Genomic DNA, 21,191 nt, shown 5'->3' with positions numbered 1-21,191 from the left:
TAGCCGAGCACAATGTCTCCGCCCTGATACTCCTCAAGTCGCCGAACCGCCTCCGCGAAACCAACGGACCCCTGACCTACCCGTTGCACGCCACGAAATCGCCTGCGGTAAATACTAGCTATCTGAGCCTGACCCACGGAGCCTTCCCAAACCTCGTGACTCGCACCACGCAGGAGCGCTGCGTAACAGAGCGCGGCAGCACCATCCTCGCCTGCGAATAGTTCGAGTAGTCGCCCCTTATGCATGCGAAGCGCTTCCTTCTCCCTTGCCAGACCCAGAGTCAATCATTTCTTATTCCTGCCAGGACGACGCCATGGCCGACCGTTGACACTGACCTCCGCACCATCAATCGTACCAAGGAAAGCATGCTCCTGCTCACCCGGATAGGACTCGTACTCGGTGTCATGAACGCGAAACAGCGTGTCCGGAGGGAACGCACTGAAGGGCAGCCTTAGGACAAGGTACTCGCCGCCTCGTTCCGTGGCCGCATCGTAGGCCACGTTCTCGTAGTCATGACTCCATGAGGTAAACTCGCTGCGCGTGTTACCTCCTGCATGACTTTTCAGGTCTCGGTGCCCACCCAGAGGAACCGCCCGGCCTTCCAAGGCATCTGCGGCTTTCCAGTGATCTGCAGGCAAACCGCGATAAAGAAACCCGCTACGATCACATTCGTCGTCGCTATACTTGCGAGGATCGTCGTTATGAACGAGAACAACGGCGCTTCCCGCAACTACGTAATACGTGTGCAGGTCGTCAACCGTGAGGTTGTAAACCTCCCGCCGCTCGCTCAGCGGCTTGACGCCTGCGACCGTTGCCGGGCGGTGATCGGCGGTTTCGAAGGTGTAGCCCGGCTTCAGGCCCTCCGCGTGGACCCACTTCTGCAGCGACTCCACCCAGAACGGGTGCTCGTCCGTGGCCGTGATCTTGCCTGAGCCGTCGGCGGTGTCGACGGTGATCTCGTACAGCAGTCGTTCCGACTGGTGTGATCGGACGTCGGTCACCACGCGGGGGCCGGATTCACCGGTGGTGGGGTCGGTGGCGAGGACCACGTCGCCGACTCGCATGTCCTTGATCGGTTTCCGTGTCCCATCCGCCAGGAGGACGGGGGTGTCACCGGTGAAGCTGTTCGAGTTCAGCTGGGCCTTGGACGACGCGGAGCAGGAGCCGTTGGTGGCGGTTCCTCGGGCCGTCTTGCCTTGTTCGGATGGGCCCTTCTTCCGGCGGTCCAGCAGGTCCACGACGCCGTCGAGCATCGGGATTCCGCTGCCCGCCATGACCTCCGCGGCCGCGGTCTCGGCGGCCTCCTTGACCACCTCATGACCGACGCCCAGCATCGTGTCGTAGATCTTGTCGTACACACGATTGACGTCCTGGACGTTCGACACGGCCTGCTGGACGTACCTGGCCGGGGCGTTCGCGACGGCGGAGACCAGGTTCTTCGGGTTGGCCATCGTCGGCTTGAGCATCGACTTCAGGACCGGCATCGGGTTGCGCTTCACCGCGTACGCGACCGCTGCCTTCGCCTTCGCCGTCCGTGCCACCGCCGCCAGGTAGGCGGCTCGGGCGGCGGCCGCCCGGCGGGCCGCCGCGGCCGCGGCGGCGTCGGCCGCCTTGCGCGGGTTGGGCGCGGCCTTCGCGCCCGACGGCACGTCGCCCTTGCCCTTGCCGACCTTGCGGCCGCCCGGGATCTCCTTGTCGTAGCGCTTCGTGGGCTGCCACTTGGACGGGACCGGGGTGTGCCTGCCGCCGGAGCCGATGTCGTCGACGCGGCGGCCCCACTTGGTGCCGGTGCCCGCCCAGCCCGCGAACGGGATGGCGCCCGCGAACGACAGGGCCGCGTCGGTGTAGTTGCCCTCGGCGGCGTACCAGATGCCGTTGGCGACGTCGGCGGCCTCGCCGATGACCGGGATCATGCCCGCCACGTCCAGGGCGGCGTGGCCGACCGTGCTGAGGTTGTCACCGACCCAGTCGGCGGTCTCCTCGATCCAGTCCCACCAGTGGCCGTTGGCGTCGAAGCCGTTCAGCGGCGATCCGCCGCTGTAGCCGTAGCGGTTGAGGCCCGCTGAGCCGGGGCCGCCCTGGGCGATGCTGTCGCGGCTCATGAACCGGCCCGCGGCCGGGTCGTACCAACGCGCGCCCATGTTGACCCTGCCGGTGTCCGGGTCGGTCCAGTCGCCCTGGTAGCCCACGTTCCGCGCGGCGCCCGTCGTGGTGCGCGGGTCGCCGAAGGGGTCGTAGGAGGTGGAGTCGCTCAGGGTGCCCGCGCCGGGCGCGAAGCCGCCGATGACGTCGCCGTGGCGGTCCGACAGCAGCAGGCGCTTCTCCGTGCCCTGGGACAGCGACAGCAGCTCGCCGCCCGCCCCTCGGCCGTACACCGCCGTGCCGTCGGAGACGGTGTCGATCTCCATGCCCGCGTACTTGAACGCCACCGTGCCCCGCGTGACGGGCCGGTCGAGGCCGTCGTGGGCCAGCTCCGTCGCGCCGACCTTGATGAGCCGGTCGAAGGCGTCGAAGTCGAACCGCTCCTCATGCCCGGAGCTCGTCCGTGCGGCTGTCGTGCCGCGCGCCGTGTACTGGTAGGTGTAGTCGCCGTCACTGAGCAGGCGGTTGCGCTGGTCGTAGGCCGCGGTCTTGTCGCCGTTGCGCACGCGGTTGCCCGCGGCGTCCCAGCCGTAGGACTTGGTGACGCCGTCCGCCGTCCAGCTGGTGAGCCTGCCGAGCTGGTCATAGCCGTAGGTCTGCTCGCCGGGGTCGGCCGTCCCCGTGGTGGCCTTCCCGGTCAGCCGGTGGTTCAGGTCGTAGCTGTAGCTCACCGACGCGACGACGGCGTTCGCCGCGTCCCGGGTGACGTCCGCGGTCGTCCTGCCGAAGTCGTCGTAGGTGAACTTCCGCGCGACGCCGCCGCCGTAGTCGATGGTGTCGACCTCGCCTGCGGCCGTGTACGCCACGGACATGCTCGCGCCGGACACACCGTCCTGGATGGACACCAGGCGGCCGTCGCGGTAGCCGAAGCCCATCGTGCCCGCGGCGTCGGTCCGGGAGATCATGCGGCCGTCGTCGTCGTAGCCGAAGGACGCGTTGCCGGAGGGTCCGCTCGCCGAGAGCAGCATCCCGCGGTCGTTGTACTCGTAGAGGTTCGTCCCGCCCGGCGCGCTCAGCGTGGTGACCCGGCCGACCTGGTCGTAGGTCAGCACCCGGTCGAGGGTCGCGGCCTCGGCGCCCGCGCCGGTCTCGCGGGTGAGCCTGCCGAGACCGTCGTAGACCCGGCTCCTGGTGACGCCGCCGGGCGCGGTCAGCAGCGTCGCCCGCCCCGCGGCGTCGTAGGTCGCGGTCCACGTGCGGTCCGCGGGCGCGGGGTGGGCGTCGGTGGCGGGCTCGATCACCGACTCGGGCAGGCCGAGGGTGTTGTAGGTGTAGTGCGTGCTGTTGCCGCGGCCGTCGGTGACCCGGGTCTGCCTGCCCAGCGCGTCGTAGCCGAACGTGGTCGTGATCGCCTCGTCCGCGCTGACCGGCTCGACCCGGGACACGAGCCTGCCCGACGGGTCGTAGGCGAACCGCGTGACGCGGCCCATCGCGTCGGTCTCGGTGAGGACGTTGCCCTCGAGGTCGTAGCTGTAGGACCGGCGGGCGATGCGGGTCCCGGCCGGGTTGTAGTCGGACTCGCGGAGGACGTTGCCGCTCTGGTCCAGGCTGGCGTAGCGGGCCCTGCCCTTGCCGTCCTTGCTCCACACCTGGTTGCCGAAGCCGTCGTAGCCGTACTCGGTCACCACGCCCGCCGGATCGGTCGCCTTGATCCGCTGGCCCAGGGCGTCGTAGGTGAAGCGGGTGACCGCGCCGGTCGGCGTGGTGCTGGTGAGCAGGCGGCCGGCGTCGTCGTAGGACATCCGCGCGGTGAGCGCCGCGGGCGCGGGCTTGCGCTCCAGCACCGTGGTGGTGATCTGCCTGCCGAAGTCGTCGTAGGTCGACTCGACGCGCGCGCCGCTGGGGTCGACCACCGCGAGGAGCTCGTCGCTGTGGGTGTACTCGTAACGCCAGAGCCCGCCCGGCTCGGTCGGGTCGACCGGGTCCGGCTCGTACCGCTCGACCAACCGGCCGCGCTGGTCGTAGCGGAAGCCGGACACCGCGCCCGCCGGATCGGTTGTGCTCAGCGGCCTGCCGAACGGGTCGTACCGCACGGTCGTGACCGCGGTGCTCGGCGTGCTCGCCCCCGGCGGGAGGTAGCCGGGGGATTCGGTGCGCACGACGTGGCCGCGCTGGTCGTAGGTCATCCGCACGACCTCGCCGAGGGCGTTGCGCTGCTCGGTCGCCTCGCCGAAGGCGTTGTAGCCGGTCACCTGCTCCGGGCGCACCCGCTGGGCGGGGCCGCCGTCCTGTTCGGCGTCGACCGGGGGCGCGGTGACGCCGACCGGCCTGCCGATCTCGTCGTAGCGGTAATCCGTGGTGTGCGCGGCCGGGTCCGCGCCGGTGGCGTTGCCCAGCGGGGAGACCGTCCGGATGACCTGATCGCGGTTGTTGTAGGCCATCGTCGTCTTGCTGACGCCCGCCGAACCGCGGATGGTCTCGCTGACCTGCCTGCCGTGGATGTCGTAGCCGAACTCGACGATCTCGCCGAAGGCGGCGGCGAACGGCCCGGTGTTGGAGTGGGCGCCGGTGCGGGCGACCTCGATGACGTTGCCGCCGAGGTCGTAGCGGTACGCGGTGCGCCTGCGCAGGCCGTCGGGGTCGAGCGTGGTCGCGGTGAGGCGGCCGGTGGCGTCGTGCTCGTGCACGACGACCGAGCCGCCCGCGCCGACCTGGCGGACGAGGTTGCCCGCGGCGTCGTAGGTGTTGTCCTGCAGCACCACGTCGCGCGTCCCGCCGGTCACCGGGTCGGCGACGTCGGCGGCGATGATCCTGGCGGTGAGGCCGTCTCCGAAGTAGGTGAACTCGGTCTTGCGGCCCATCGCGTCGACCTGGCGGAGCAGTTTGCCCGCGTAGTCGTAGGTGTAGGACTCCAGGACGAGGTCCGAGCCCGCAGAGCCGTCGCCTTCGACGGTCTCGTCGCCGGGGGTGATCGGCGCGCCGTGCCACCCCTTGAGGCGGACCTCGGCGAGCTTGTGCCGCGCGGTGTAGCGGTACTCCGTCTTCACGCCCAGGGCGTCGACGGCCCAGACCATGTTGCCGAAGTGGTCGTACCCGTAGGCCAGTTCGTCGCCAGCGGGTCCTACTGTCCGCACGAGCCGGTTGAACGCGTCGTACTCGTGGGTGATGACGCGGGTGGCGTCGGGGGCGGCGCTGTCGTGCTCCTCGATCCGGACCGGGTTGCCGTTGGCGTCGTACGCGGTCACCGTCCGTCGAATGTGGACGGTCCCGGTCACCGCGTTGGTCGTGCCCGGCTCGGTGATCTCGGTGATCCGGCCGACCTTGTCGTAGCCATAGCGGGTGGTGACGCCGTCCGGGTGGCCGTCGGGGTACTCGGTCTCGGCGATGAGCCTGCCGAGCGCGTCGTACTGGTACGCGGTGCGCAACCCGGCGGGCGTCGTCATCTCCGCGAGGTCGCCGTTGGCGTAGTACCGGTACCGGGTCACCGCGCCGCGCGGGTCCTTCGTGCCGCTCAGCAGCCGCGCGGGCTCGACGCCGCCGCCGACTGCGGCGGAGGTCCCGTCGGTGTAGGCGTGCGTGGTGTCGCCACCGTCGGGGTTGACCTCCACGGCCAGGTCGCCGAACTCGGTGTAGGTGGAGCTGGTGAGGTACCGGTCGTCGTCCGGGCCGGAGGAGCGCGGGTCGCGCACCTCGATCAATCGGTCGGTGCGCGGGTCGGTGGGGTCGGACGTCGGCGGCTGGTAGGTGTACCGCGTGGTCTGGCAGTCGCCCGGCGTCCGGCACGTCGTCTTGGCCGTCAGGTTCCCGCGCTCGTCGTGGTCGAGCGTGACCCGGTGGCCCAGTTCGTCCTCGATGCGGCTCGGGAAGCCGTTCTCGTCGTAGTCGAAGAGCCGCACACCCAACGCGAGCACGATGTCCTGGCAGCGGATGACGCCGTCCGGGCCGGTCACACAGTCGCCGTCGAGCACGTCCTCGGGGCGCACGCCGGTACCGACCGGGACGGACTGGCGCAGAACTCGGCCGTTGAGCGCGTCGTAGTCGTAGAAGTGCGGCCTGCCCGACGGGTCGATCACGCCGACCGTGCGAACCAGGTTGTCCTCGGTGCCGCCCACGGTCGGCGTCGCCAGCTGCCAGCGTCCGCCGTTGGCGTCGGTGTACTCGCGCATGCGGTCGTTGACTGGGTCGTACGCCACGCGGGCGGCGAAGCGCTGGTCCGGCAGTTCCACCTCGGTGAGCTGGTCCGCTGCCGTGCGGGCCGCGTAGTGGGCGGCGACCGCCAGATCGCCGAGCGGACGGGCGTAGTAGGCGGCCTCGTCGATCTCGGCGGCGATGTGGTGTCGTCCCGGAGTCGACCCCGGGTAGCCCGGCCAGGACGCGGGCGCGGTGGTGTACGCCGCGCCGATCTGGGCGTGGACGAAGGCGTTGTGGTCGATCACGCCCTCGCGGGTCCCGACCTTCACGCCGTCGAGGTACAGCGCCTGCGTGGCCAGCGACCCGGACAGCACGACGTGGTGCCACTGGCCGTCGTTGACCGCGGCCGCGGTGGTGATCGGGTTGGCCGTGCCCGTCCAGAACTGCCCGCGCAGCTTGCCGTCGGAGCCGACGTAGAGCAGCGGGACGCCCGAGGTCGCGGTCTCGGTGATCGGCTTGTTCTGGTAGCCGACCAGCGGACCCGCGCTGGTGGTCTTGAACCACAGCTCGACGCTGACGTCGCGGTGCAGGTACAGGGACCGGTCGGGCAGGTCGATGTGGCCGTTGCCGGGCAGTTGCACGGCGGTGTCGTCCGCGCCCTCCAGGGCGTCGGGGACGTATCCGTTGTTGACGTTGACGTAGTCGGCGTTGTCCTTGCCCGCCTTCGCCGCCACCTGGCTCGCCGCGTGCGGCAGGCCCGCGGTCTCGTTCAGCCGCCAGTACGACTCCGGCCGCGAGTCCATGACCGCGGAGCGGTAGTGCGAGCCCGCGGCGTACCGGTAGTGAGTGCACTTCTGGTCGGGGTCGCACACCCGCTGCAGCTGGTCGCCGCTGTAGCCGTAGGTCCAGGCCAACGGGACGCCGTCCACCGGGTCGGTGCGGACCTCGGTGACGTGCGCTCGTGGCCAGTCCGGCGCGGTGGTCCAGGTGAACCACAGCGATCGGCCGCTGGTGCGGCTGATGGCCTGGGAGAGGTGGCCGTGGATGTTGTAGACGAGGTCGACGACCCGGCCCGCGCTGTCCTTGATCGAGGCGAGTTTGCCGTCGAACAGGAAGGTGTAGACCGTGCGGTCCTTGTCGGTGAGCGTCCAGCCGTCGTTCTGCGCGGGCGGGCGGGCGGTCAGGGTGGCGAAGCGGCCCGGCGGCGCGGTGTAGCTGCCGTCGGGGTTGCGGCCGAAGCGGACCTGCTGGCCGTCCGGGTAGGTGACGATGAGGTTGCCCGAGCCGTCGGCGTCCGGGGAGATCCTGGCGTCGTACTGGGTGGTCCAGCCGCTGCCGAAGGCGAGGTCGCGACGCGGGTCGAGGCTGTTGTACGTGCGGGCGACCGCCAGCCGGGGACCCGCGGTGGCGACCGCGGCGTCGATAGCCGCGGTGGAGTAGTTGCCCAGCAACGGGTCGAACTCGAAGTCGCCGCCGGTGTAGGGCGCCGCGCCCAGGCGCGAGGTGATCTGCGGCTGGGGCACCGAGGTCAGCAGCGCGGAGAACTCCACGGCCTTGCTCTCGCTGGTGCCGTCGAAGGCGAATGACCGCCAGGAGTAGACCGGCCCCCACCGCAGCTTGCCCGCCGGGACGGTCCAGTAGGGCTTGCTCAGGTACTTCTGCTCCGGCGTGCTGGAGCCGAAGCAGTTGTACGGGTTGCCCGCGCCGTCCTTCTCGCAGACCTCGAAGCGGTACCTCAGCGTGTCGTTCTCGTGGTCGACGCCCTTGGCCCACAGCTGCGGTGTGAGCGTCTCCACGCTCTGCCCGCTGCGCGGGTACTGCTCGGCGATGGCGGGCGGCAGGTCGTAGACGTCGACGACGATCCGCGCGGGCGCGATCTGCTCGTCGGTGAAGAACCGCTGGCCGTGGACCATCGAGAAGTCGAGGGTGTAGCGGCCGGTCTCGCTGAAGGCGGCGATCGTGGCGTCGACCGTGACCGTCTCGCCGACGGAGACCTCCTGCGGGAGGGCCCCGGCGGCGGTCTTGGTGACCTTGAGCGCCCCGTCGCGGTAGGCGCGATAGCCGAGGGTGTAGGCGCCGACCGGCCACGGGTCCTTCCCGAGGTTGGTGACGCTGATCTTCACCCGGCCGCTCTGCGCGGTGGTGACCGGCGGCTCCGGCACCGGGTTGACGATCTTGTACCGGGCGTCGTAGGGCGTGTGCGTGAGGAACAGCGTGGGCGGGTTGGCGGTGCCGCTCGCGGTGAACTTCTTCCACGCCCCCGTCGGCGCGCGCAGGGCGAGGCCGTGGTTGGGCCGCTGGTGCTTGACCCACGCCTGCACGAGTTGCTGGCCGGGCACGCCGAGGTCGATCCCGACCGGCGCGGCCGGGCAGGCGGAGTGGGTCTGGCCGAGCCGGATGTAGCCGTGCGCGAACGCGCTGCCCGCGAGGGCGGCGTCGAGCGCGGGCCTGGTGGCGCTGGTCCAGCTCTCCTTGACCGGGTGGACGTGCACCATCGCGGGCCTGCACGACACCGAGTCGTAGTTGACCAGTTGCAGCTTGGCGCTGAAGATCCGGTGGTTGCGGAGGTCGTTCTCCAGGTTCGGGAACCCGATGTAGGCGGTCGCGTCGCCGCCACCGATGGCGCCGATCCACAGCTCGCCGGTGCCGCTGACCGGGGTCGAGCCGTGCACGAACATGCTCTGCCGGGACGGGTAGCCGTTGACGGTGGGGTCGACCGACACGGGGTAGGCGCGCTCGGGGGCGTCCAGCCACGCCTGGTCGAGGGTGACCTCCAGGGCGCGCCCGCCCTCGATGAGCCGGTAGGCGACGCCGACCGAGGTCTGCCCGGCGGCGTCGGTCATGTGCCCGGGCGGGATCTGCGCGACCTCGGCGCCCGCGCCGTCGTGCAGCGCGACGCGCCCGTCGACCGTCCGCGCGGTCAGGCCGGACAGGTGCAGCGGGAACACCCAGCGGCGCTGCGCCTCGGGGGTGCGCAGAACCAGGACTTCCTTCACACCACCGGGCTGCGACCGGAGGGTCAGGTCGACCCCGTCGGCGATGCCGGGATAGGTGACGGTCGAGCCGTCCGCGCGCCCCGCGACGTCCCGCGCGCCGCGCACGCCGTAGGCGATCTCCTGCCCGGACGGCAGCCGCACCGTCGCCAGCCGCCGCGCGCCCGCTGATCCGGCGATGCCCACGTCGACCTGGTCAGCGGTGTTGGACCAGCCCGTCCCGGCGCGCACCAGGGCCGGATCGATGGGCTGCCAGCTGCCGTCCGGCGCGCGGTAGTTCAGCGGCCGGGAGCTGTATTCGGAGGTCTGGGTGCCGTCGGGGTTGTCGTAGGTCCGCTTGTACTCGCCCCGCAGCTCGTCGCGCTCCGTGCTGCGCTCGGGGTCATACCCGGTGACCTCGGTCGTTGCGGTGCCGACGGTGGCGTTGTTGGCGCGCGGGACCGGCTCGGGGAAGTCCGGCTGGGGGTAGCGCGACCGCTCGGAGCGGGCAGCGCGCTGCCCCTCGGGCAACGGGCCCGCCTCGTGCGGGTTGCCCTCCGCGCTTCCCCACTCCTGCTTGGGCGCTTGCCCGCGCGCCTGCGCCAGCGCCTCGGCCAGCACCCGCTCCGGGTCGCGGAACGGCGAACCCGCCGGGCTGATCGTCCCGGCCAGCAGGGTGGCGACGAAAAGGAGAACGATGGATGACGTGGCTTTGCCCGCCTTTTTCGAGCGCGCGAAACGACGGACCGAGGCCATGGCGTTTCCTTCCCCAGACCGCTCGGAAAACGAGCGGGATTAGTCTCCCCAGTTCGACCCTGCCGGGAGTCTAGGGCGACCGGAAGCACCACCGAATGGAGCATGATATGAATCACACTTTGCCGGATTTAGCACGTAACGCGACGGGTCGTCAATACGCCGTCTGAGGGACCGAAGACCTGGTTGAAGACGTGATGGAAGGCGCAAGGCATATCTGTTACAAACCGGGAGGGGCATCGCAGGTGGTGCGCCGCGCCGCCGCGGCACCGGCGGCGCAACGATCCAGGAAGCTGGGGTATCGTGAGACGATCTTGGCGCGGCCGGGCGAGACGTGCGGCCACTTTCGCGACAGCGGCACTGGTGGGTGTGGTGGGGCTGCCCATTCTCACCAGCGCCGTCCATCCGGCGGCCGCGGTCGAATCGACCCGATGCGATTCGTCGGTGAATGTGTTCGTCGGATTGACCGACAACGGTCTCCGATTCCGCAATCACAATGAGCCCGGAACAGGGCGCAACAACTGGACCGGCGATTCGGCTATCGGCAACGGATGGACGGGACGTTTTCTCGCCGGTCCGCAGGGCGCGGTTTACCACATCAACAGCAGTGGCGTCCTGCACCGCTACAAGTACGTCGAGGGACAAGGCTGGGAAAGCATCAACGGCACCCTCGCCGAGGCGATCGACACCGGCTGGCAGAACTGGAACACCGCCGCGAACCGCTACCGGCTGACAGTGGACGCCAACAACCACTTCTACGCTGTCATGCCGAACGGCGACCTGCAGCGCCGCGTCTACGACATCCCCTCCAAGACCTGGACGCGTGAGGTCATCGACACCGGCTGGGACCGGTTCGACCAGGTCTTCGCCTCCGGTTCAGGCGTGCTGTACGCCCGGAACCCCAGCGTCGGCGACGGCACCCTGTACCGCTTCCACTACGACCCGCAGACCCGGACGTGGCTGCAGCGCGAGCACCACATCGCCACCGGCTGGCTGGGCTTCAAGCAGCTCTCCTCGCCCGGCGGCGACGTGATCTACGCGCTGAACAGCACCGGGAACATCACCTGGTACCGGTACCTGCCCGCGGAGCAGACCTGGGCGCACAACGACGCGGGCCAGTGGAAGGCCGCGATCACTTCCTGGTCCAATGTGGACGAGATCGCCCCCGCGTCCGACGGGTGCCGCCTCGATGACATCGGGGCGTCGGTGCAGTGCCAACCGCGCGCCGAGGTCTTCTACACCACGACCACGGACGAATTCCGGATTTACTACCACAATGAGCCCGAAACCGGACTCGGCAACTCCGACGGGACCCGCAGCGCCGCGCCGAAGTGGGACGGCCGCGTCATGTCCGGTCCCGACGGCTATCGATACCTGTTGCGGGCCGACGGCGTGATGACGCGCCAGCGGTGGACCGGCACCGGGTGGGCCAACAACGGCGTCGGCGAGTACTTGGCCCGCGACTGGACCGGCTACTCCTCTCCCGAGACGAGGTTCCGGATCACCGTCGACTCGAACAACCATTTCTACGCCGTCCGCGGTGACGGAAGCCTCGAGCACCGCGTCTACAACGAGACCGCGGGTACCTGGGCCACCGAGGTCATCGACACCGGCTGGGGCCGGTTCAACCACGTCTTCGCCGCCGGTGACGGCGTGCTCTTCGCTCGCGACCCGAGCGTGTTCGACGGCGGGCTCTACCGGTTCCACTACGACTGGCAGAACCGCCGCTGGGTCGAGCACGGCAAGCGCATCGGCTCCGGCTGGGCGGGCTTCAAGCAGCTGGCCTCCCCCGGCGGCGGCATCGTGTACGCCCTGACCTCGACCGGACAGGTGGCCTGGTACCACTACGACCACGAGGCGGGGACCTTCGTGCCCGGCGCGCGCGGCAACGTCCGGGAGAACATCACCACGCTCAGCTCGGTGCAGGAGATCGCGCCAGCCATCGACACCTGTGAATTGACCAACCCGGTGACGGTGACGCCGCCGCAGCCGGGGCCGCCGGACAACGAGCGGGCGCACATGATGCTCAACCCGCGCACCGACGTGCTGGAGATCGCGTTCGTCACCGACCAGGGCGTGCTGATGCGGGCCGTGCAGCGCACCCAGGGTGTGGAGACGGTCGACCCGAAGGGGATGGCCGAGTACTTCTCCTACACCGGGAACGCGACCCTGGGCTTCCGCGACGACGGGCGGCTCATGCTGCTCGGCCTCGGGCAGGACGGGCAGATCCGAGCGCACACACAGGACCAGATCGGCGGGTCGGGCTTCTCCAACCCGCTCAACCTGAAGGGCGCGATGCTCTCCAGCCCGGTGCTGGCGAGCGGCGCGGGGAACCTGCTCACCGCGTTCGCCGTCGACGAGGCCGGATCGCTCTGGTACGCGAGCCAACTGACCACCTCGGGTGGGCTGTCACCGTGGCGGAAGGCTGCGGGCGAGGCCCAGTCGCTGACCACGGACTTCTCGGTGGTGCGCAACGGCGACGCGTTCGAGGTCGTGTACCGGCGCGCGGACGGGGCGGTCGCGGCCGCCAGGTTCCAGGGCGGCGCCCTGCAAGCGCCCCGGGTCGCGACCGGTCTGGTCACCGGCGACATCCCGAGCGCGGTCCTGTTCGCGGACGGCAAGCTGCAGATCATCGCGCGCGGTGCGGCGGACAACCTGGTCTACACCCAGCGGGAAGGCGCGGCCGGCTTCCCGGGCTGGCTGGCCATCGGCGGGCTCACCATCGCCGGGTCCCCGCACGCGGTCCTCAACCAGTACGGGATCATCGAGGTGGTGGCGCGGGCCACGGACGGAGACGCCTACCGCACCGGGCAGACCGCTCCGGGCTCGGCGTCGTGGCGGATCTGGGAGGGCAGCGACCGCCCGGCCGTCACCGACCCAGTGATCGCCCTGGCCGGGGCGGAGAACCGCTACTTCTTCCAGGACGACGTCGGCAACGCCTACTTGGTCTTCGCGCAGCCCTACCCCGCGCAGCCGAGCGCGGCGATGGCGGCGGGGGCCCCTGAGGTGAAGCAGGTCAAGAAGGTCGACCAGAAGGTGACCACCTTCCGGGTCGGCGGCTGACGTGCCGAGGGTGCGCCCCGCCACGCGGGGCGCACCCTCGTCGTTTCAGCAGGCGGGTGCGACCGGTTCGTTCGAGCCGGTGTTGACGAAGCCGTCGCTGATGAAGGAGCCGTTGGGGAGGCGGTTCCAGAGGTCGGTTGTGCCCCAGAGGCCTTGGACGGAGCCGCCGCGGGTGGTGCAGACGATCGACACCACCTCGCCGTCGTTGGCGCGGCCGGTGATCGTGTAGTTGAGGCCGGGGCCCGAACGCAGGTTGACGTAGGTGTTCGAGCCCGCGTCCACCGTGCCGGTCGGGTAGTCGCCGGGGGTGTCGCCGTCGCTGGGGCCGTAGTTGGTCACGCGGCCGTTGCCCGGGTACACGCGGGTGCCGTTGCGCTCGGCGTAGCCGCCGTAGGCTGAGCTGCCCTCGTAGAACGTCCAGCCGCCGAAGACCTTGCCGTTGACGCTGGTCTGGGTGGTGCCGCGCAGCAGCGAGAAGTGGACGTGGGCGCCCGTGCTGCTCCCGCCGCACGGCAGCTCGTTGCCGATGTGGCCCAGGTACGTGCCGGTGTTCACGGCGCTGCCGTCGCTCAGGTTCGTCAGGTTGTACATGTGGTAGTACGTCGTCGTCCACCCGTTGTCGTGGACGACTTTCACCAGCGCGCTGCCGTTGCGGATGCAGCTCTTGTAGACGCGGCCGGGTCCGGCGGAGAGCACGCGGCCGTCGCCGCCGCTGAAGTCGATCGAGTTGAACGGCCTGCTGGTGCCGCTGTCGCCGTGCGGGCCGCCGCCCATGTACCAGGCGACGCCCTGGGCCCAGGGCAGGCCGAGGCCGGTGTCGGTGGCCGCGGCGGCCTGGGAGGCGGTGTAGTTGGCAGCGAAGGTGCGCTTCTCGCCCTCGCTGAGCACCGGCGCCTGGGCGGCCAGCCGCACGAAGCCCTCGGTGCCGTCGAGCTCGACCTGCCAGCGGCCGCGGTCGCGGCGGGCGATGAACAGCGCCGTCTGCGGCGACTGGTGCTCTGCGGTGGCCGTCAGCGGGATCGTCGTGCTGCCGAACACCCAGTTCCCGGACGTCCGGGTCGGCTCGAACAGCGGTTCGCGGACCGACTGGGCGCCGGGCCCGCTCCGGTCCATCATGGCCGCGCGGACCACCGTGGGCAGGTCGGGCGCCGCGGTCGCGGCCGGGGTCGCGACGACCACCGCGCCGCCGACGGCGACGGCCGCGAGCACGGCCTTGATCGATGTTCGGGACATGTGCCCTCCACATATCGCAGGGTCGACGGCGCGTGCAGGGGACGCCGTCGCGCAGATGACAGCGGCGCTCGCGTGGGGTGGTCAAGACCACGCCGGGGCGCGCGCGGTCGTCTGTGATGCGGAACGGCAATACTGTGAAGCGATACCCACCCCGTCAGGGCTTTTCGCTGACCGGCCGCGCTCCTACTCTCTGATATTCCACAGTCGGGACAGGAGCGGCCCGTGGCGACCACCGGGAACGACGTCGACGCGCTGCTGCGCACCGGCCCGTTCCACGAGGCGCTGCGCGCGGCCATCGACCGCAGCGGGCTGACGCTGGACCGGCTGCGCGAGCGGCTCGCCCGGCGCGGCATCCACGTGAGCCTGGCCAGCCTCAGCTACTGGCGGCTGGGCCGCAGCCGCCCCGAGCGCCCGGACTCGCTGCGCGCCGTGGTCGCCATCGAGGCCATCCTGGGTCTGCCCCGGCACTCCCTGGAGGCGCTGCTCGGCCCGCCCCGGCCGCGCGGGCGCTGGGTGGGCCGGGAGTCGCAGGGCAGGCGCTACGGGTCGCTGCTGGAGCCCGCCCAGTCCCTCGCCGAGACGGTCGAGGCGCTGGCCGGGCCCTCCGACGGCAAGCTGCGCCCGTGGTGGCTCGACGAGGCGGTCGTGGTGGGCCGAGGCGGCGCGCTGCGGCGGGTGCGGGCCCGGCAGGTGGCCCGCGCGGTGGCCGACGGCCCGGACCGCCACCTGGCGGTCTACTGCGGCGAGCCGGGCGAGGACCCGGCCGGGATCGCGTTCACCGCGGTGGAGAACTGCAGGCTGGGCCGGGTGCGCAGGCATCGGAGCGCCCCGGTCGTGGCCGCCGAGCTGCTGTTCGACCGGACGCTGCGCAGCGGGCAGACGCACCTGTTCGAGTACGACGTCGCCATCACCGGCGGGCGGCCCGCCACCGACTACCGGCGCGCGTTCCGCTACCCGGCCGACAGCTACGTCCTCAGCGTCCGCTTCCACGCGGGCAGGCTGCCCGTGCGCTGCTCGGGCTTCGTGCAGCACGGCGAGGACACCGCGCAGGTCAGCGACGAGGAGCTGGGCATGACCGCGGGGCGCATGGTGCACGTCGCGGAGCGGGAGGTGCGGCCGGGCGTGGTCGGGATCGCCTGGGAGTGGGCCTAGGGCTTGACGGCCCGGTGCAGGGCGACGACGCCGAAGGTGAGGTTCAGCCACTCGACCTCGCCCCAGCCCGCGTCGGCGATCAGCTCGGCGACCGCGCGCTGGTCGGGCCAGTCGCGCATGGACTCGGCCAGGTACCGGTAGGCATCGGGGTTGGACGAGACCGGGCGGGTGAGCAGCGGCAGGCCGCGCAGCACCACGTTCCGGTAGAGCCAGCGGATGGGCCGCCACGGCGGCTGGGAGACCTCGCAGACCACCAGCCTGCCGCCGGGGCGGGTGACGCGGGCCATCTCCCGCAGCGCGCCGACCGCGGGCTCCATGTTCCGCAGGCCGAAGGACACCGTCACCGCGTCGAACGCGTCGTCGGCGAACGGCAGGTGGAAGGCGTCGGCCGCGACCCTCGGCATGCCGCGGTGCGCGCCGTGGCGCAGCATCTCCAGGGAGAAGTCCGCGGCAACGCACCAGGCTCCGGAGCGGGCGTACTCGACAGTGGAGACCGCCGTCCCGGCGGCCAGGTCCAGCACCCTCTCCCCGGGGGAGGCGTCCAGCGCGCGGCGGGTCAGCTCCCGCCACCGCCGGTCGAACCCCATGGTCATGACCGTGTTGGTGCGGTCGTAGCGCTTCGCCACCCCGTCGAACATCGATGCGATGTCGGCGGGGTTCTTGTCCAGCCCGGCGCGGCCCATGGGCCGAACTGTACGACCTCAGTCGAGGCGCAGCGCGGTCAGCATCCCGCGCACCGAGCTCGGCCAGTCGAACTGCTCCGCGCGGGCCCGCGCCGCCGCCCTGCGGTGCGGTTCGGGGACGTCCAGCAGGCCGGTCACGGCCTCGGCGAAGGCGGGCGCGGCGTCGGCCACCGCCGCCCCGCAGTCCGGGCGCACCAGCTCGCCGAGCGCCGACGAGCGCGACACCACGACCGGGGTGCCCGAGGCCAGCGCCTCCAGCGCGGCCAGGCCGAAGGTCTCGTGCGGACCGGGGGCGAGCGAGACGTCGGCGGTGGCCAGCAGGTCGGCCACGGCCATGCGGTCGCTGACGAACCCGAGGAACGTCACCGGGAGCCCGGCCGCCCGCCGCTCCAGCGCGGCCCGCCTCGGCCCGTCGCCCGCCACGACCAGCCGCGCCCGCACGCCCGCGTCGTGCAGGGCGGCCAGGGTGTCGACGCTGCGCTCGACGTGCTTCTCCGGCGACAGCCGCCCGCAGTGCACCAGCAGCGCGTCCGCGCCCATGGCCAGGTCCGCGCGCAGGCCGCGGTCGCGGCGGGCCGGGGTGAAGGTGGCCAGGTCGACGCCGAGCGGCACCTGGGCGACGTTGCGCGCGCCGATGCGGTCGAACTCCGCGCGGGCGAACTCGGTGGTGCACACCACCGTGTCGTAGGCGTCGGCCATCCGCCGGTTGGCGAAGTCCGCGCCGCGGCGGGCCAGCGGCGCGGGCAGCAGGAACTGCTCCAGCAGCCGGTCCAGCCGCTCGTGCGAGATCACCACGGACGGGACGCCGCGCTGCCGGGCCCAGCGGCCCATGCCGCGCAGGGTCAGCCGGTCGGACACCTCCAGCCGGTCCGGCCGCAACCCGGACAGCAGCGCCTGCACGCGCAGCGGGTCCACCGCGCGGTAGCCGCCGGTCCCCGGGATCCCGGGCGCGGGCAGGGTGATGCGCCGCACGCCGCCGGGCAGCACGTCGTCGCGGCGGCGCGGGCCGGGGACGACCAGCACGACCTCGTGCCCGGCCGCGGTGTAGCCCGCGCCGAGGTGGTGCAGCGCGGTCCGCAGGCCGCCGGAGCGCGGGCCGTAGAAGTTGGCCAGCTGCGCGATCCGCATCAGGCGGCCTTCCGCACCCGGCCCACGGTCACCGCGCCGTAGTGGTCGACCAGCTCGTCGCACACCGCGCTCCACGTGCGGCCCTGCACCCGCGCCCTGGCCGCGGCGCCCATGCGCCTGCGCAGCAGCGCGTCGGCGAGGCGGTCGACGGCCAGCGGCAGCTCGGCGTCGAAGCCGTCGGGGTCGAGCAGGTAGCCGGTGCGGCCGTGGTCGACGAGGTCGCGCGGCCCGCCTGCGTTCGGCGCGATCACCGGCAGCCCGGAGGCCATCGCCTCCTGCACGGCCTGGCAGAACGTCTCGTGCGGTCCGGTGTGGACGAACACGTCGAGGCTGGCGTACGCCGAGGCGAGCGCGGCCCCGTCGCGGAAGCCGAGGAACGCCGCGCCCGGCATGGCCCTGCGCAGCGCGTCGGAGTCCGGCCCGTCGCCCACGACGACGACCCGCACGCCCGGGCGGTCGTTCAGCGCGGCCAGCCGCCGGACCTGCTTCTCCGGCGCGAGCCTGCCGACGTAGCCGACCAGCAGCTCGCCGTGGGGCGCGAGCTCGCGGCGCAGCTCCCGGTCGACGTGGTCGGGGTGGAAGCGGCGGACGTCGACGCCGCGCGCCCACCGGTGCACGCGCGGGATGCCGTGCGCGGCGAGATCGGCGACCGACGCGGTGGACGGCGCCAGGGTGCGGTCCGCGCCGCAGTGCAGGCGCCTGATCCAGCGCCATGCGGCGCGCGCGCCCCGGCTGAGCCCGTACGCGGCGGCGAACCCGGCCACGTCGGTCTGGTAGACGGCGACGGTCGGCACGCCGAGCCGCTTGGCCGCGCGCAGCCCGGCCGCGCCGAGCACGAACGGCGACGCCAGGTGCACCACGTCGGGGGCGAACCCGGCCAGCTCGGTGTGGATGCGGGGGCTGGGCAGCCCGATGGGCAGGGAGGTGATGACCGGCAGGTCGACGGCCTTGACCCGGTGCACCCGCGCGTGCAGGTACTCGTCGGGCCCGGTGGTGCCCGGGGCGATGACCATGGCCTGGTGGCCGCGGGCGTGGAGGTGCTCCAGCACCCGCAGCACGGAGTTGGTCACGCCGTTCACCTGCGGCAGGAAGCTCTCGGTGACGATGGCGACGCGCACGGGGGGAACGTCGCACCCGGCGCTGACCCTGGGGTGGGCGGGAGCGTGACCGTGCGGCGAACGCCTCCCGAACATGCGGAGCGGTGGCCAACCTTGGCCAGATGATGGACGGGAGGTCACCTTCCGGTTGGGCTGTGGACACCGACCGTGGTCAATCTAGGTTGGCATGACGCTCTTGTCCTCCCGGCCGGTCGAGCCGGGCCTGCTCTCCCGTGCCCTGGAGGTGGCGGGCAGACTGGCCAACGACGCCACCGACGTGATCACCGCGACCGCCGGGCGGGGCGCGCGGCCGGGCGTCAAGGACAACCCGTTCGACTGGGTGACCGACACCGACCGGACGCTGGAGCGCCATACCCGCCGCGTGCTGACCGCCGAGTTCCCGGGCATCCCGGTGATCGGCGAGGAGTTCGGCGGCGACGCCGGGGGCGCGGAGTTCCACTGGGTCGTCGACCCGGTGGACGGGACTGCCAACTACGTGGCGGGCATGCCGTGGTGCGCCTACAGCCTGGCGCTGGTGGACGACGAGGGCCCGGTCGTCGGCGTGGTCGCCGACCCGTACCGCGCCCAGATCTACGCCGCCGCCCGCGGCCGGGGCGCCCGCGCCAACGGCCAGCGGGTCACGCTGGCCGACCGCTCGGACGTCGCGGGCGCGATCGTGTGCACGGAACTGTCGGCCACCGGGGCGTGGCCGGGCATGGGCGCGTTCATCGAGCAGGCCGCCGCCGCGCACGCCGGGGTGCGCGTGCTGGGCTCGGCGGCGCTGACGATCGCGCAGGTGGCCCTGGGCCACGCGGCCGCGGCGGTCCTGCACAGCTACCACGCGTGGGACGTGGCGGGCTCGCTGGCGTTCGCGCTGGAGGCGGGCGCTGTCGTCCTGGACCGCACGGGCGCCGACGCCGCGCTGCCCGCCGACGGCCTGCTGGTCGCCGCCCCCGGCGTCGCCGACACGGTGCTGGCCTGGTGGCGCGCCACCCAGCGCTCCGACGCGCCCCTGCCCCGGCAGGCGCCTTTCGCGGACACCACCGAGGCGGTGTAGCCGGTCAGCGGATGAGCGGCCGGGCGGCCTGCCAGCGGTCGATCCGTCCCATGAGGACGATCGCGGCGAGCGCCGCGGCGCCGGTCAGGCCCGCGCTGAGCGTGGTGGCGACGGCGATGTCGCGGAACGCACGCTCGGTCTGGTCGTCGGCCAGCAGGAACACGGTCACCAGGTCGACGGCGTGGGCGGTCAGGAACGCCGACCACCACACGGTCACCAGGAGGCTCGGTTTGAGCCGCGCCAGGTCGGCGTTCCGGGCGGGGGTGGTCGGCCTGCTGGCGCGGTGCACGTCGCCCACGACCATCTGCGGCCACCACAGGTTGGCCACCGGGACCAGCCAGGACAGCACGGCCCACCGCACGCGGTGGCGGTGCGCGCCGTCGCAGGTCCGCGCCGCGGTGACCCGGGCCCGCCACAGCCACGCGGCGAACGCGAGCCAGGAGACCGCCAGGCCGACCACCCACGCCCACGACAGCCACACCGAGCGCTGCTCGGCGGCGGTGATCTGCTCGACGGTCACGGTGGGCGCGGCCGAGTAGACGTCGCGGACCAGCCGGTAGGACGCCCACGACTGCCAGGCCACCAGCCCGGCGACGGCCGTGGTGAGCAGGATCGACCCCGACGCCACGATCCGCGCGCCCCGGTTAGGGCGACCGGTCGCCCGCTCGGTCGGCAGCGCGACCACGCCCATGGGCGGCGTCGGCACGTCGGTCACGGCGCCCCCTCCCCCGCAGGCCTGTCGGATCAGGCATCGCCCGAGGGGGCCGCGGTGTTTCGGGCTCAGGCGTCGAAGTCGACGGTGACCGCGTCGGTGGTGGGCAGCGCCTGGCAGGTCAGCACGAACCCGGCGTCGATCTCGTGCTGTTCGAGGGCGTAGTTGCGGCGCATGCTCACCTCGCCGGTGACGACCTTCGCCCGGCACGTCCCGCACACCCCGCCCTTGCAGGCGAACGGCAGGTCGGCGCGGACGCGCTGGGCGGCGTCGAGGATCGGCTCGTCGAAGGGCAGCGACAGCGTCGTCTCCCGCCCGTCGAGCAGCACGGTCACCGCCGCGGTCGGACCGTCAGGGCGGGTCTCGTCTGCCCGCTTCGGCTCCGGTGGCGGTTCGTCCACATAGAACAGTTCACGGTGGATCCGGTCGGCGGGCACCCCGCGCGCGGCGAGCACGTCCGTGGCGTCCGTCACCAGTCCGAACGGGCCGCACAGCCACCAGTGGTCCACGTCCTCCGACGGCACCACGGCGTCCAGCAGCGCGGACAGGCGCTCCGCGTCGAGCCGCCCGGAGAACAGCTCGACGTCGCCCGCCTCGCGGGACAGGACGTGCACCAGCTGCAGCCGCGCCGGGTGGCGGTCCTTCAGGTCGGCCAGCTCCTCGGCGAACATCACCGTGTCCGTGCGCCGGTTCCCGTAGAGGATCGTCACGCGGTTGTCAGGCTCGGCGAGCAGGGTCGCCGCGATCGACAGGACCGGCGTGATGCCCGAGCCCGCGGCGATCAGCGCGTGGTGCCCGGGACAGGCCGGGTCGGGGCTGAAGTTCCCCAGCGGGGGCAGCACCTCCAGCACGTCGCCGGGGCGCAGCGAGTCCACCAGGTGCGCGGAGAACAGCCCGCCGTCGACCCGCCGCACGCCGATGCGCGGGGCCGCGCCGACCGGCGCGCAGATGGAGTACGAGCGCCGCTCCTCGCGGCCCTCCACCACCTGCCGCAGCGTCAGGTACTGCCCGGCCCGGAACGCGAACTCCGACCGCAGCGCCTCCGGCACGGCGAAGGTGACCGCCACCGCGTCGGCGCAGAGCCGGTCGACCCTGGCGACCGGGAGCTCGTGGAACGTGCGCCGCACT

Annotated in this window: 10 protein-coding genes; 3 read left to right on the top strand and 7 right to left on the bottom strand. The window is 72.0% G+C overall.

The annotated features are described in order from the left end of the window. Positions 1 to 284: 284 nt before the first annotated feature. On the bottom strand, positions 285 to 9,941 hold the full coding sequence (locus tag IEY98_RS07115; RefSeq protein WP_189209420.1) for a polymorphic toxin-type HINT domain-containing protein: 9,657 nt from the start codon (positions 9,939 to 9,941) through the stop codon (positions 285 to 287). 441 nt (positions 9,942 to 10,382) lie between these two features. On the opposite strand from IEY98_RS07115, the gene IEY98_RS07110 reads away from it, so the two are divergent. Further along, positions 10,383 to 13,001, top strand: a complete 2,619-nt coding sequence (locus tag IEY98_RS07110; protein WP_189209419.1) for a tachylectin-related carbohydrate-binding protein — start codon at positions 10,383 to 10,385, stop codon at positions 12,999 to 13,001. A 45-nt stretch (positions 13,002 to 13,046) separates the two neighbouring features. On the opposite strand, the gene IEY98_RS07105 is transcribed toward IEY98_RS07110, so the two are convergent. Continuing rightward, the gene (locus IEY98_RS07105; protein ID WP_229786654.1) at positions 13,047 to 14,234 is read right to left on the bottom strand and encodes a M23 family metallopeptidase; all 1,188 of its coding nucleotides are present in this window, start codon (positions 14,232 to 14,234) and stop codon (positions 13,047 to 13,049) included. 222 nt (positions 14,235 to 14,456) lie between these two features. On the opposite strand from IEY98_RS07105, the gene IEY98_RS07100 reads away from it, so the two are divergent. After that, complete coding sequence (locus IEY98_RS07100) at positions 14,457 to 15,386, top strand: hypothetical protein (protein WP_189209418.1); 930 nt, start codon at positions 14,457 to 14,459, stop codon at positions 15,384 to 15,386. On the opposite strand, the gene IEY98_RS07095 is transcribed toward IEY98_RS07100, so the two are convergent. From IEY98_RS07095 to IEY98_RS07085, 3 genes are read right to left on the bottom strand one after another with little or no spacing between them, the layout of a single operon-like run. Beyond that, positions 15,383 to 16,069 (bottom strand): demethylmenaquinone methyltransferase, encoded by a 687-nt coding sequence (locus tag IEY98_RS07095; RefSeq protein WP_189209417.1) that lies wholly within the window; start codon positions 16,067 to 16,069, stop codon positions 15,383 to 15,385. The genes IEY98_RS07100 and IEY98_RS07095 overlap by 4 nt on opposite strands. An 18-nt stretch (positions 16,070 to 16,087) precedes the next feature. Beyond that, the gene (locus IEY98_RS07090; protein ID WP_189209416.1) at positions 16,088 to 17,197 is read right to left on the bottom strand and encodes a glycosyltransferase; all 1,110 of its coding nucleotides are present in this window, start codon (positions 17,195 to 17,197) and stop codon (positions 16,088 to 16,090) included. Continuing rightward, positions 17,197 to 18,315 carry a glycosyltransferase family 4 protein gene (locus tag IEY98_RS07085; protein ID WP_229786653.1) on the bottom strand — a complete coding sequence of 373 codons (1,119 nt, stop codon included), beginning with the start codon at positions 18,313 to 18,315 and terminating at the stop codon, positions 17,197 to 17,199. Before IEY98_RS07085 ends, IEY98_RS07090 begins: the two co-directional genes overlap by 1 nt. Before the next feature lie 166 nt (positions 18,316 to 18,481). Between IEY98_RS07085 and IEY98_RS07080 the strand changes: the two genes are divergently transcribed. Continuing rightward, on the top strand, positions 18,482 to 19,351 hold the full coding sequence (locus tag IEY98_RS07080; RefSeq protein ID WP_189209414.1) for an inositol monophosphatase family protein: 870 nt from the start codon (positions 18,482 to 18,484) through the stop codon (positions 19,349 to 19,351). A gap of 4 nt (positions 19,352 to 19,355) precedes the next feature. Here IEY98_RS07080 and IEY98_RS07075 read toward each other — a convergent pair whose 3' ends face one another. Together IEY98_RS07075 and paaE are read right to left on the bottom strand one after the other, a co-directional pair. Then, positions 19,356 to 20,066, bottom strand: coding sequence for a DUF4328 domain-containing protein (locus IEY98_RS07075; protein WP_189209413.1), 711 nt, complete (start codon positions 20,064 to 20,066; stop codon positions 19,356 to 19,358). A gap of 65 nt (positions 20,067 to 20,131) precedes the next feature. After that, entirely contained in the window at positions 20,132 to 21,190 is a 1,059-nt protein-coding gene (gene paaE, locus IEY98_RS07070) for a 1,2-phenylacetyl-CoA epoxidase subunit PaaE (protein ID WP_189209412.1), read from the bottom strand. Between the last annotated feature and the right edge of the window lies 1 nt (position 21,191).

This window comes from Actinokineospora fastidiosa, from assembly GCF_014648415.1.
GTDB classification, from domain to species: Bacteria; Actinomycetota; Actinomycetes; order Mycobacteriales; family Pseudonocardiaceae; genus Actinokineospora; species Actinokineospora fastidiosa.
This window is presented reverse-complemented; position numbering and strand designations above follow the sequence as displayed.